Consider the following 13,553-nt stretch of genomic DNA (forward strand, 5'->3'; position numbering starts at 1 on the left):
GTCCAAAGTCACATTCTTGGCGCCCGCCGAAACTCCGCCGTCGCCTCCCAGCTCGGCCAGACTCGCGAGTTCGCCAGCTCCCGTGTCAGTTCCAGCACGATGGTCGTGAGTTGCACCGCGCCGGTGAGATTCCAATCCGGGCGGTACTCGTCGCCCGGCTGGTGATACCGGTTCGTCGTGTAGTCCTCGGCCTGCTGCTTGCCCCACTCGCGCGGACGCCCGACGAAGTCATCACCCTCGCCGATGCTGACGGCGGGCACCCCGGCCTTGGCGAAGGAGAAATGGTCGGAGCGGTAGAAGTAGCCGCGCTCTGGATTCGCGTCGGGCGAGATGGTCATCCCGCGCGGACGGATGAGCGCCGCGATCTGCGGACCCAACGAGCTCTTGGTGTCGCCGAGCACGGTGAGGTCGCGGGTTTCGCCCAGCACGTTGCCGCCATCGATGTTCAGGTTGGCGACGATGCGGTCGTTGGGCACGATGGGATTCTCGGCGAGGTACGCCGAACCCAGCAGCCCACTCTCCTCGGCGGTGACGAAGGCCACGAGCACCGAGCGCTGCATCTTGGGGCCGTGCGCCAGCGCGTGCGAGAGGGCGAGCAGGTTGGCGGTGCCGGAGGCGTTGTCCAGCGCGCCGTTGTAGATGGAGTCGCCGTTCACCGCCGGGCCGATCCCAAGGTGATCCCAGTGCGCGGTGAGCAGGATGTGTTCCTGCGCGGCCTCGGGATCGCTGCCGGGAATGCGGCCCACGACGTTGTGGCTCTCGAGATGCTGCACGGTGTTGGTGAAGCCGAGGTCCAGCGTGATGCCGGTCTCGACGGGGCGGAAGTTCCGCGATTCGGCGTCACGGCGCAGGCGGGCGAGGTCGAGCCCGGCCTGGCGCAGCAGGTCGCCGGCGCGTTCCTCGGTGATCCAACCGCGCACGCCCAGCGGGGCGGGGAGCTGCGGACTGCGCGGGAGCATCCGCTGCTCCTTGGCCCAGCTGCCGACGACCGTCGCCCAGCCATAGCCGGCGCGCTCGGTGTTGTGGATGATGAGCATCCCGGCGGCCCCGCGACGTTCGGCTTCCTCGAACTTGTAGGTCCAGCGGCCATAGTAGGTCATCGCCGCGCCGCCGAAGAGGTCCGGCTCGGCGCGCGGAGCCGGCGGGTCGTTGACGAGCACGAGCAGGATCTTGCCGCGCAGGTCGATGTTCTTGAAGTCGTCCCAGTGGAACTCCGGTGCGCTCACGCCGTAGCCGACGAAGACCACCGGTGCGCGCGCCGCGCTCTGCTCCACCGAGCTGCCCGCCCACATCACGACGTCTTCGGGATAGCGCAGCGTGGCCGTCGCGCGCCCGCTGGCGGTCGCACGGATGCTGCCGCGATCGGCGGCGACGACGTCGATCGGCACGCGCTGCAGGTACGAGCCATTGTTGGCCGGCTCGAGTCCGAGATAGCGCAGGTGCGAGGCGAGATACGACTCCGTCAGCGTGCCGCCACGCGTGGCCGGGGCGCGGCCTTCGAGCAGGTCGCTGGAAAGGAGTTCCAAGTGCGCGCGGATCTCGCGCTCCTTGATCTCCTGCGCGTGGGCCGTGGGCAATGCGAGGGCGAGGCCACCAAGCGCGGCGGCCAGTTGCAACCGGTTCATCGGAAACTCCTTAGCGCGGAGGCCTGTGCTGGTGCTGCGGAGCGTTGGCGGCAGGGGCAGTGGCGGCCGCCGGAGCACCAAGATCCCACACGTACTTGGCGACGTCGCGGAGCTGGGCTTCGGGCAGCGGGAAGGCGGGCATAATCCCGAAACGCTCGATGGCGTGCGCCGGCATCTTGGAGCGCGCCGCATCGGGCTTCAGCACCCACTGCACGATCGCCTCGACGCCCTCTGCCTCGGTCGTGAATGCCTGGCGATAGTGGCGTGCGATGTGCGTCATCGGCGGCGCCTTCTCGTAGGGCGGGTTCAGCGTGTGGCAAGCGGCGCAGACGACGCGGAAGGTGAGCTCACCGGAAACGGCAGGCTCCTGGGCCTGGACGCGGGCGGTCACGAACGCGACGAGCGCGACCGCGAGGATTTGAAAAGTGCTCATACGGGTGGCTGAAGGGGTAGGGAGCAAGGATTACGGGGAATTCTACCCAACCCGCCGCCCGAAAGGCCGTCAGGAGAGCCCTCAGATCGGGGCCGCCCCGTCGCCCCGTGCCCCAAGCGGTTCCCAACCCCCTCGCGTAATTTCCGTCACGATGCTCCGACCCGCCGCCGCGCTGGCGATCCTGCTCCTTGGCACCATCGCCCCGCGCGCCGCGGCCCAGTCTGGCCCCGAGCGCGTGCCGCGCGTGCGCACCACCGCGCAGGATATCCGCCTGGACGGCATCCTCGACGAGCCGGACTACGCGCTGGCCGACTCGATCTGGGAGTTCCGGCAGAAGGAGCCGGTCGAGGGCGCCGCCCCCAGCGAACGCACCGTCGTGCGCCTGCTCGCCACGCCCAAGGGCTTGGTGGTGGGCTGGTGGGTGTACGACCGCAACCCACAGGGCATCGTGCGCACGCAGTTGCGGCGCGACGCGCCCCTGCGCTCGGACGACTACGTGTCGATGGTGATCGACGGACTCTCGGACCGCCGCAGCGGATTCTTCTTCCGCACCAACGCCAACGGCGCGATGTGGGATGGCGAGCACATCTCCTTCGAAGTCGGCAACGAGGAGTGGGACGGCGTCTGGGACGTGCGGACGCAGATCACTGCCGACGGCTGGACGGCGGAGATGCTCATCCCCTGGGCGACGCTGCGTTACCCGAAGGACGTATCGCAGATGGGGATGAATTTCCGGCGCTTCCTGCCGCGCACGAACGAGGAACTGCTCTGGCGTGCCTGGCGCCGTACGGAAGGACTGCGCTTTCTCGAGCGCGAAGGGACAATCGCCGGCTTCGAGAACCTGCCCCGCCGGGCGCGCGCTGAGCTGCGGCCGTACGTGCTGGGGCAGGCCGCACCCGCCGAGCGCAGCTTCGGCGCCGGCGGCGCGACCGGCATCGTGCGCGAGGCGAACGCGTTCGGGCGCGCGGGCCTCGACGTGAAGGTGCCGGTGACGAATACGATCACCGCCGATCTCACGGCGAACCCCGACTTCGCGCAGGCCGACGTCGACCGCCAGATCGTGAACCTCACGCGCTTCCCGCTGTTCTTTCCCGAGCGTCGCTGGTTCTTCACGGAAGGGGCAGGCGTGTTCGCCTTCGGCCGCGAACAGCAGACGCAGATGTTCTACTCGCGGCGCATCGGCCTCGGCGCCGACGGCACGCCGCAGACGATTCCCTTGGGCGCGCGCATCCAAGGCCGGGCTGGTGCCTACCAACTCGGCGTGCTCTACGCCGAGACGCGCAGCCGCGACGACGTGCGCGATGCGGTGCTGCGCCTGCGCCGCGACGTGCTGGGCCGCGGGTACGTCGGCGTGATGGGCAACTACAGCGACCGCGACTCGCGACCGGGCTCGGCCGCCGGCGGCGTGGACTTCGCCCTGCCGTGGATCTTGCGTGGCACGGACAACTTCGTGGTGCTCGGCAATGCCGCGTGGAGCCGCGATTCGATTGGCGGCGCGACCGGCGGGCATTATCGCATTGTTGCGGATTACCCGAACGATCACGCCGACATCGTCGTGCGCTACGATCGCGTGGAGCAGGGCTACGATCCGGCGCTGGGCTTCGTGTTGCAACGCGGCATCCACCGGCTCGGCGGAAGCACCGCCATCACGCCGCGCCCCAAGGACGCGCGCGTGATCCGGCGCTGGGAGTTCAATCTATTGAGCTATGACGTGGTCTGGGCCGACAGCGGCGCGCTGGACAACGCGCGGATGAGCGTGCGCCCACTCGGCGCGCAGTTCCAGAGCGGTGACCGCCTGGAGCTGAACCTGCACCGCGTGTTCGACGCGCCGGCCACAAGCTTCGTCCTGCTGCCGGGGACCAGCGTGCCGGCTGGCGAGTATTGGTGGTCGCGCACGGAGCTGGCGTATCGCGGCGCCAACGTGCGCGCGGTGGTGCCGACCGTGGCGCTCGAGTGGGGGACGTTCTACCGCGGCGAGCGCTTCGATCTGCGCACCAGCCTGCTGGCGCGGGTGCAGCCGCATTACGAGTTCACATTGGAGTTTGAGCTCAATGCGGTGGACCTGCCGACGGACAGCTTCGTGGCGCACACGGGGCGCCTGCGTGCGGACTATGCCATCAATCCGCGGCTGATGCTCACGGGCTTCGCGCAGTTCGACGACCAATCCGACCGCGCCGCACTCAACGCGCGGCTGCGCTGGACGCCGTCGCCAGGCAGCGACCTGTTCATCGTCTGGAACTCGGTGTGGCCCACCGTGCCAGAGGGCGCCTTCGCTGTGCTGCGGCCACAGCGGGGCGCCCTCGTGCTGAAGTACACGCAGTACTTGCGAATCTAAGCTTACTGGTCGTTGTCGTTCATATTCGGGCGCGGCGTCTCGCGCGTGGTCGGATACCGAATGCCGAGCTGCTCGAGGTACGTGCGATAACGGCGCGCGTCGTAGTAATGCTTCTGCAACTCGGGCTTGTAGCGCGCCATAATGTCGGCGTTCATCCAGATGGGCGGCTGGTCGGTCGGCGAGATGAACGGCGTGTACTGGATGTCCTTGGTCTGCACTTCGCGGAAGTACTGCCAGGCATCGGCGACGACCTGCGGGCGCAGCAGGATGTCGAGGAGCGTGAGCGCCTGCACCTTGGCGCCGGCCAGCGCGCCCTTGTGCGCGATCGGCGTGGCCGAGGCGATGGAGCTGGACCAGTTGTGGCCCGGCAGGCCGGGGATGTTGCTCGGGTAGCGCAGCGTCACGGTCGGCAGGTTCCAGCTCACGTCCCCGATGTCGTCGGAGCCGCCGCCCATCCGCTGGCTCTCGGCCACGGGGCCCTGCAGCGTGAACTCCACCGCCGTCGAGAGGCCGCGCGGATTGCCGCCGAGCTCGCGTTGCAGGCCGCGCGCCAGCTCCTGGTCGGCCTCGCTCCACTCCGGCATCCCGACGCGCTTGATGTTCTCGTAGGTGACCTCGGCGATGGTCTTGTTGAAGTGCCCGCTCCAGCCGGAGCCGACGACCATCACCGTGTCGAGCTCGACGTTGGCCATCATCGCCGCGCCGCGGGCGATGCGCTTGCCGGCTTCGAACAGCGCCATCGTGCGCGGGTAGTCGCGTTCGCGGAAGTAAAACCAGATGCTCGCCGTCGGCGGCACGACGTTCGGCTGGTCGCCGCCGTCGAGGATCACGTAGTGCGAGCGCGTGGGCAGCTCATTGTGCTCGCGCTGGTATTCCCAGCCGGTGCCCATCAGCATCGCGGCGTCGAGCGCCGACCGACCGCGCCACGGCGCACCGGCGGCGTGCGCGCTGGTGCCGCGGAAGCGGAAGATCGCCGAGACCAATGCCGACTGTCCGCTCTGCCCCCAGCTGACGCCGAGGCCGTTGCCCACGTGCGTGAACAGCGCAACGTCGGCATCGCGGAAGAGCCCTTCGCGCACGAGGAAGGCCTTGCCGGCCATCTGCTCCTCGGCGATGCCGGGCCAGATCACCAGCGTGCCCGGGATGCGGTCGCGGATCATCAGCTCCTTCACCGAGAGCGCGGCGGCGATGTTCACCGCCTGACCCGTGTTGTGGCCTTCGCCGTGGCCCGGTGCGCCGGCGACGAGCGGATCGAGGAAGGCCACGCCCGGCTTGTTGTTCGATTGCGGAATGCCGTCCACGTCGGATCCGAGCGTGATCACCGGCCGTGCGCCGGCGGGGCTCACCCAGCGGGCCACCCAGGCGCTGGGCATTCCGGCGTAGCCGCGGGTGATCTGGAAGCCGTTCTGCTCGAGCAGGCCGGTGAGGTAGCGCTGCGTCTCGAACTCCTGCATCCCGAGCTCGGAGAACGAGAACAGATGGTCGATGATTTCCTGCACCAGCTTGGCGCGCCCTTCGACGCGGGTGAGGGCCTCGGCCTTGAGACGTTCGAGGCGGGCGGAGTCGGCGGCCGACTGCTGGGCCGCAAGCGTGGCGCTGCCGAGCGCGAGGGCGGCGACGGCCACGAGGGCGCGACGAGCGAAGCGGATCATCAACGGGCTCCTATGGTGGGGTGGGACTCCCCGGGCTACGCACGAGCTGGGCGCGGGGTTGAGCGAGGACGGAAGTTGGGCGAACGTGGAGGGCAACGACTGGCCTCTCCCTCGCGTACTCCGAGAATGCGACTCTCCATATTATCCCGCCGCCTCCATCGTTGGGGGGCGGTCGCGGTCGGACTCCCGTTCCTGCTCGTCCTCGCCTCCGGGCTGCTGCTGCAGGTCAAGAAGCAGGTGCCTTGGGTGCAGCCCGCGGAGCAGCGCACCGCCACGCAGGTGCCGGGGCTCTCGTGGGAGACCATCTTCGCCGCGGCGCAGGCGCACCCGGAGGCGCAGGTTGGTGAGTGGGCGGACATCGACCGCCTCGACGTGCGGCCTTCCAAGGGGATCGTGAAGGTGATCACCAAGTCGCGCTGGGAACTGCAGTTGGCGCTGGACGATGGGCGTGTGCTGCAGACGGCGTACCGACGTTCGGATCTGATCGAGCAGCTGCACGACGGCAGCTTCTTCGGGGACGCGGCCAAGCTGTGGATCTTCCTTCCGGCGGGAGTGATCGTGTTCGGCCTTTGGTTGACAGGTCTCTATCTGTGGCTGCTGCCGATGCGCACGCGGCGCCGGCGTGAGCGTTTGCTGGCGGAGGCCGCGCTGGGCGCGAAGGGCGTCACCGTGCTGGCGCTCGTGTTGGCACTCGGTTCGAGTGTCATCGTGCCGCGTGCCTTGGGCGCACAACGCGCGTCGCAGCGCGCGAGCACGCCGTATGTGCCCGGTGTGACCTGGGAACGCCGCTCTCCTTCCGCGATGGGCGTGGACTCCGCGGCGCTGGCCTCGGCGATTGCGTTTGCGGTCGCGAATGAGGCGCGGGCTCCGCGTGATATGGAGGAGTCGCACTACCGCTCGTTCGGGCGTGAGCCCTTCGGGCAGGGCATCGGCCCCTTCAAGCCGCGCGGCGAACCCAGCGGTGTCATCCTGCGCGGTGGATATGTAATCGCGAGTTGGGGCGAGCCCGACCGCGTGGATATGACGCACAGCGTCACCAAGAGCTTCCTCTCGGCGGTAGTCGGCATCGCCTTCGACCGCGGCCTCGTGTCGTCAGTGGACGAACCGGTGTGGAAGTCGCAGGCGCCGACGTATCGGCTGCGACTGCAGGCGCCGTCGGAGCCGGGCACGCACTATGGCGAGTCGCAGTTCATCGATCCCTGGAGCACGCCGCACAATCGTTCCATCACCTGGGACCACCTGCTGCGGCAGGTGAGCGATTGGGAAGGCACGCTCTGGGGCAAGCCGGAGTGGGCGGATCGCCCGGCGCAGGACGCCAGCACTTGGACCACGCGCGCGCGCGTCGCGCCCGGCAGCGTGTACGAGTACAACGACGTGCGCGTGAACGTGCTGGCGCTCGCGGCGACGAACATCTGGCGCCGTCCGCTGCCGGAAGTGCTCGACGAGCACCTGATGTCGCCGATTGGCGCGTCACGCACCTGGCGCTGGAACGGCTACGACAATGCGTGGATCACGCTCGACGGGCGCCCGGTGCAGGTCGTGAGCGGTGGCGGCCACTGGGGCGGCGGGATGTTCATCAACGCCTGGGATATGGCGCGCTTCGGCCTGCTCACGCAGCGGCGCGGAATGTGGGGCGAGCGCCGCATTCTCTCCGAGGATTGGGTACGCCGCTCGCTCACGCCGACGCCGGCGCAGCCGACATATGGCTATATGAATTGGTTCTTGAACACGGACCGGAAGTGGATGCCGAGTGCGCCGGCGAGTGCGTTTGGGCACGTGGGGAATGGGACGAACCTTGTGTTCGTGGCTCCGGAGCAGGACTTGGTTGTGGTGGTGCGGTGGATCGAGAATCGGCAGGTGGATGAGTTTTTGGGGAAGGTGTTGGGGGCGATCAAGTAAGGACTTGGGACGGAAGACTGAAGACGGAAGGAACTGCAACCGCGACTACAACGGCAAACGAGGGGTTCGGTGATGCGAATAAAGCGTCTGGCGTTGCTCCTTGTCGCTTCCGTCTTGTCTTCTTCTCCACTCAAAACGCAGCCCGCGCCGGAGTGGTCGGTGCTGATTGCGGGTGGCACTGTTGTCGATGGCACGGGTGCTGCGCGATACCGCGCAGACGTCGCGATCAACGGGGACCGCATCGTCCTTGTTTCGCGGACGCCGCTCGACCGCTCACGCGCGGCGCGGGTGATCGATGCCACGGGGCTCATCGTCGCGCCGGGATTCATTGACCTGCACGCGCATCTGGAGCCACTGCTCGAGATGCCGGACGCGCGCAGCCACGTCACGCAGGGCGTGACGCTGGCGCTCGGCGGGCCGGATGGCAGCGGACCATTCCCGCTGGCGGCATACCTCGACTCGGCGCAGCGCGCGGGGCTCGGGATGAACGTCGGGTACCTCGTGGGGCACAACACGGTGCGGCGTTTGGCGATGGGTACGGCCAATCGTGCGCCGACGTCCGCCGAGCTCGCGCGGATGGTGGCGCTCATCCGGCAAGGAATGGGCGAGGGCGCCTTCGGCATCAGCACGGGCCTGCGCTATGTGCCGGGCTACTACTCCACGACGGACGAAGTCGTCGCGCTCAGTCGAGCCGCCGCAGACTCGGGTGGCATCTATACGTCGCATCTGCGCGAGGAAGGGCTCGGCTTGCTCGAGGGCGTGGCGGAGGCGATCACCATCGCGCGCGAGGCCCGCATCCCGGTGGTGCTCACGCATCACAAGGCCGTGGGTCAGCCGATGTGGGGCAAGAGTGTCGTGACGCTGGCGATGGTGGATTCGGCGCGCGCCGCCGGGCTCGACGTGATGATGGATCAGTATCCGTACACGGCGAGCCAGACCGGACTCTCGGTACTGTTGCCGCCGTGGTCCTTGGCTGGCGGGCGCGACTCGCTGCGCGCGCGGCTGGCGGTGTCGGCGCTGCGCGACAGCATCGAGCGTGGCGTGGTGGAGCTGCTGCAGACGGACCGCGGTGGCGGCGACACGCGACGCGTGCAGTTCGGTTCGGTGAGCTGGGATCGCTCGCTCGAAGGCAAGACGCTTTACGACTGGGCCGAGCGCCGCGGGGTGGGGCCGTCTATGGACGCGGCCGCCAAGCTGGTCATCGAAGGCGAGCTCAACGGCGGCGCGAGTATGGTCTACCACATCATCGACGAGGGCGACGTGCGGCGGATTATGCGTCACCCGCAGACGATGGTCGCCAGCGACGGGCGCCTCACGCGCCCCGGCCAGGGCGTGCCGCATCCGCGCGCCTACGGCACCTTCCCGCGCGTGCTCGGCCACTATGTGCGCGACGAAGGCGTCCTCACGCTCGAGCAGGCCGTGCACAAGATGACGGCGATGCCGGCGGCGCGGCTCGGACTCGCTGGGCAGCGCGGCTGCCTCGCCGCAGGCTGCGCAGCGGACGTGACGCTCTTTGACGCGGCGACGGTGGGCAGTCCGGCGACCTTCACCGATCCGCATCGCTACGCGACGGGTATTCCGTACGTGCTGGTGAACGGCGTGCCGGTGGTGGATGGCGGCGAGTTCACGGCAGCGCGTCCGGGCCGCGCGTTGCGCCGACCCTAGGTCACTCGACCCTAGGCCACTGGCTGGCGCCGCGGCTCTGGGAGCCGCAAGTTCGCGGTATGCACACACTCGCCGGAGTCCTCGCCGGCGCTGCGTTCTGCGCCGCGTCGCTGCTCAGCTCACTGCACGCACAAAGCCAGCCTGAGTCGCCGGTCGCTGCGGGTGCGACGGTCCGCGTGACGGCACCGGTGCACTTTCCGTCTCGAGCGCTCGGTGCCTACGCCGGTGTGCGCAACGATTCGTTGTTCGTACGCGAGTCCCGTGAGACGGTGGCCATCCCGCGCGACTTCATCACGCGCATCGAACTCCAAACGCGGAGTGCGCGTGCCGGCGCGATCGGCGGTGCCTGGCGCGGGGCGCTCATCGCCGGCGGCATCGGGCTCGCCTACGCGTCCGATGGTCCACAGAGCGCGCTCGCACTCCTGCCGGTGGGCGCGCTGGTCGGCGCCGGCGTCGGCGCGGTTCGCAAAGGCAAGACCTGGACGCCGGTGGAGCCGGACGCGGTGTTCGGTGCGCGCGTCGTCGCCGCGGCGCCAGTGCCGGCTCCGATCGTCGCGCCGACTATAGAGGCGCCGCTGCCCGATATGTCCCGGCCCGCTGGCGCGCCGCCTCCGCTCCCACCGGGATTCGTTGGCGAGCAGATCGTTGCGGGCGCGCGCGCCGGCGCGGTCGGTGCGGGCATCGGCCTGCTCGGCGGCGCGGCGCTGTACGCCGCAGCGTACCAGCGGCCCGCCGACGGTCTCGGCGCACTGGGCATTCCGGTTGTCGGCGCGCTGCTTGGCTACGTCGTCGCTGCGCCGCTTGGCGTGGCGAAGTACAGTCGGAGCCACGGCATCGACGGTTCGCTTGGCGGATCGTACGGCGGCGCGATGCTTGGCATCGTCGGACTCGCCGGCGGCGGCGTCGGCTTCTTCATCACCGTCCCCTGGGGCGCGGCGCTGGGCTACAACTCCGGACGAAGATAGTCGCCCAAAAGGGAAGCCCCCGACTACAGTGATGCAGTCGAGGGCCTCCAGCTCGCTGGTGAAGTGTGGGGTCCGGTTCGTCGCTGCCGAAGCAGCCGGATCCACCGCTTCTTCCCGTGGTTGGACGGCCCAACCTTGGGTGTTGTCCTGTCGGACGACTACGATCGTCTCCAGCGACCTCACGACCGGTGCCTCGGTTCGAACGGCCTTGGCACGCTCTCCCTGACGGCGTCCCGCGAGGGAAATCCGTTCGCGCTACAACCGTCGCGCGAACGCACCAGCAATACTCACCTCCGCAAGCGTTCGCACAATGGCGAAACCCCCGACCAAGTGGTCGGGGGTTCCGCGTAAGGAGGCGCGACAGCGACGCGACACTCGCTGCCTACATCCGCGGACGCTGCGGTTTCACGTACTGGTCCAGCCAGCCCAGCATCTCGAACAGCGTGTGTCCCACGCTTTCGCGCGCCGCGTAGCCGTGCGACTCCGCCGGCAGTTGGATGTAGCGCGTGGTGCCGCCGTTGCCCTTGAGCGCCGCATACATCCGCTCCGACTGAATCGGATACGTGCCGGTGTTGTTGTCAGCCATCCCGTGAATGAGCAGGATCGGCGTCTTGATCTTGTCGGCGTACGTGAACGGCGACATCCGCTCGTACAGGTCCTGCGCCTGCCAGTAGCTGCGCTGTTCGCCCTGGAAGCCGAAGGGCGTGAGCGTGCGGTTATACGCACCGCTGCGCGCGATGCCGGCGCGGAACAGCGAGGTGTGCGCCAGCAGATTGGCGGTCATAAACGCGCCGTACGAGTGGCCGCCCACGGCGATGCGCGCGCGATCGGCCACGCCCATCCCCACGATGTGGTCCACCGCCGCCTCGGCACTGGCCACGAGCTGCTCCACGTAGGTGTCGTTGGGCTCGCCGCCGTCAATGCCCACGATCGGCATCGTCGGGTCGTCCATCACGCCGTAACCCTGCAGCAGCGCGAAGAGGTGTGACGAGCCGCCGGGCCGCGTGAAGCGGTTGGGCGAGCCAATCACCTGCGAGGCGGCATCGGCCGATCCGAACTCGCGCGGGTACGCCCAAAGCAGGAAGGGCAGCGCGCCATCGCGCGCCCGGTCGTAGCCCGGCGGCAGGTAGACCGTCGCCTGCAGTTGCACGCCGTCCTTGCGCGTGTAGCGCACGACTTCGCGGCGCACGTCGGCGAAGGCCGGCGCGGGGTCGGCGAAGCGCGTCACCTGCCGCGGCGCGATGCGGCGCACGAGGTCGCGCACCCAGTAGTTGGGCGGCTCGGTCTGCGATTCGCGGCGCGTGAGCAAGCGCTCGCCACGGTCGTCGAGCACGTCCACGATGGTCTCGTAGTACGGATCCGCCGAGCGGAAGAGGCGCTGCGTACGCCCGTTGGCGAGCTCGTAGCGGTCGATGAACGGCCGGTCGCCCTCAGGCGAGGCGCCGGTGCCGCTCAGGAACACCGAGCGGCCGTCGGCGGTGAGGCGCAGCACGTTGCGGCCGTATTGGTTGCGCGTGGTGAGGAACTGCCCGGGATCGCCGTAGCGATCCTCGCTCGAGCGCTCCCAGAGCATCCGAGGGGCCGTGCGGCCGCTGGGGTCGAAGACCCACACGCGAGCGACGCGCTGCCGCGAGTTGCCCTCGCGTGCGATGGCCAGATTCGCGCGCGCCCAGGTGATGCCGCGTGCACGCCACTCGGTCTCGATGAGCGTGCGCGGCTCACCGCTGAACGGCGCGTCCAGCGCCAGGATGCGGTCGCGCTTCGCGGCCGTGCGCGTCGGGTCACCGCCGTCGAGCGCTTCGACCCAGGTCAGCGTCGCGGCGACGTCCGCGCGCCACGACGGATTGCGCGGGCCAGTCTGCGCGGCGTCGCCACCCCAGGGCACGCGCTCGATCAACGGCCGTGTTGCCACGCTGCGCGCCACCGCGCCGTCCGGCGTCCACACTTCGATCTTCGTCGGGAAGTAATTCAGCGTCACCGAGTAGCTGAACGGTCGCGCCAGCGTCGTCACGAGGAGCCACTTGCCGTCGGGGCTGGGCGAGGCGCCGCTGATGATGCCGGGGCGCCCGACGTCCGTCAGTTGCCCGTCCAGCGTGATGCGTACCAACTGGCTGGTGGCGTAGTGCTCGAACAACGCCTCGTCGTGCGGATTCTTGAGCAGATCCTGATACGTCGCAACGCGGTCCTCGCGCCCCGAGAGCGCTTCTTGGATGATCGGGCCGCTCGGCACTGTGGGCTCACGCGGCTCCGCGCCGCGGCCGTTCGGCACGGCCGTGCACACGAACTCCGCGTCAGTCATCCAATCGCAGGGTGCGCCCAGCACACCGTTGAGACGCCGCGCGCTCACCTGCCGTGCCGTGCGCGCGGCAGGATCCGCGACCCACAGCGTCAGCGCGTCGTCAGTCGTTACGATGAACGCCATCAGCCGGCCGTTCGGCGACCAGTTGGCATTGGTGATGCCGGCGCCGTCAGGCAGCGCCGCCGCGATGCGCTGCACATCGCCGCCGCTGACCGGCAACACCGAGAGCCCGCGCGCCCCGAACTGCCGCGACGGCCCGTTGGTGCGCGGGTTGAGCCGCAGGCCCGCGAGCCGATACTCCGGCGCCGAGATCTCGGCGATGCTCGGCAGTCCGGGACGCTCGAGCAGGATGAGCAGGCTGCGGTCGGGGCTGGTCAGCACCGTCGGCGTGGCCGGGGCGTCGAGCACCTGGGCGACGGCGGCTGGCGGCTGCTGGTAGCCGGTCTGTGCCGCGAGCGGCGCGACGACAGCGAAGAGGGCGAGAAGCGCGGCCATCGGCCGGCGCAGCGTCAGTGAGGGCACGAACGCGTACTCCGTAGTGAGGGGTCTGCCTCAAGATACGCGCTGACCCTGTCGCCTGTTCGCTCGTATTCGATGTTGCCCCCGATGCTCGGCTTGCCCGCTTCGCTGCGGACTCGTCCAAGCTCCTGCCTAGGGCAGTCGCGCCGGCGACAGGTGGC

8 protein-coding genes and 1 pseudogene are annotated in these 13,553 nt (G+C 69.1%); 5 read left to right on the top strand and 4 right to left on the bottom strand.

What is annotated here, in order from left to right:
* Positions 1-8 precede the first annotated feature (8 nt).
* Both KF689_00145 and KF689_00150 read right to left on the bottom strand, forming a co-directional pair.
* Positions 9-1,625 (bottom strand): M28 family peptidase, encoded by a 1,617-nt coding sequence (locus tag KF689_00145; GenBank protein MBX3131777.1) that lies wholly within the window; start codon positions 1,623-1,625, stop codon positions 9-11.
* 10 nt (positions 1,626-1,635) lie between these two features.
* Positions 1,636-2,058 carry a c-type cytochrome gene (locus KF689_00150; protein ID MBX3131778.1) on the bottom strand — a complete coding sequence of 141 codons (423 nt, stop codon included), beginning with the start codon at positions 2,056-2,058 and terminating at the stop codon, positions 1,636-1,638.
* Positions 2,059-2,209: 151 nt separating this feature from the next.
* Between KF689_00150 and KF689_00155 the strand changes: the two genes are divergently transcribed.
* On the top strand, positions 2,210-4,393 hold the full coding sequence (locus KF689_00155; protein ID MBX3131779.1) for a carbohydrate binding family 9 domain-containing protein: 2,184 nt from the start codon (positions 2,210-2,212) through the stop codon (positions 4,391-4,393).
* 2 nt (positions 4,394-4,395) lie between these two features.
* Here KF689_00155 and KF689_00160 read toward each other — a convergent pair whose 3' ends face one another.
* Positions 4,396-6,045 (bottom strand): peptidase dimerization domain-containing protein, encoded by a 1,650-nt coding sequence (locus tag KF689_00160; GenBank protein MBX3131780.1) that lies wholly within the window; start codon positions 6,043-6,045, stop codon positions 4,396-4,398.
* A 126-nt stretch (positions 6,046-6,171) separates the two neighbouring features.
* Here KF689_00160 and KF689_00165 point away from each other — a divergent pair.
* The 4 genes and pseudogenes from KF689_00165 to KF689_00180 all read left to right on the top strand — a co-directional run bounded on the left by KF689_00165 (position 6,172) and on the right by KF689_00180 (position 10,574).
* Positions 6,172-6,648 (top strand): annotated as a pseudogene (locus KF689_00165) (PepSY domain-containing protein).
* On the top strand, positions 6,649-7,944 hold the full coding sequence (locus KF689_00170) for a serine hydrolase (GenBank protein ID MBX3131781.1): 1,296 nt from the start codon (positions 6,649-6,651) through the stop codon (positions 7,942-7,944).
* 72 nt (positions 7,945-8,016) lie between these two features.
* A complete protein-coding gene (locus tag KF689_00175) occupies positions 8,017-9,609 on the top strand; it encodes a D-aminoacylase (protein MBX3131782.1) in 1,593 nt (530 codons plus the stop codon).
* A gap of 59 nt (positions 9,610-9,668) precedes the next feature.
* On the top strand, positions 9,669-10,574 hold the full coding sequence (locus KF689_00180; protein MBX3131783.1) for a hypothetical protein: 906 nt from the start codon (positions 9,669-9,671) through the stop codon (positions 10,572-10,574).
* A gap of 382 nt (positions 10,575-10,956) precedes the next feature.
* Here KF689_00180 and KF689_00185 read toward each other — a convergent pair whose 3' ends face one another.
* Complete coding sequence (locus tag KF689_00185) at positions 10,957-13,395, bottom strand: S9 family peptidase (protein MBX3131784.1); 2,439 nt, start codon at positions 13,393-13,395, stop codon at positions 10,957-10,959.
* Between the last annotated feature and the right edge of the window lie 158 nt (positions 13,396-13,553).

This window comes from Gemmatimonadaceae bacterium, from assembly GCA_019637355.1.
In the GTDB taxonomy this organism is placed as follows: domain Bacteria; phylum Gemmatimonadota; class Gemmatimonadetes; order Gemmatimonadales; family Gemmatimonadaceae; genus Pseudogemmatithrix.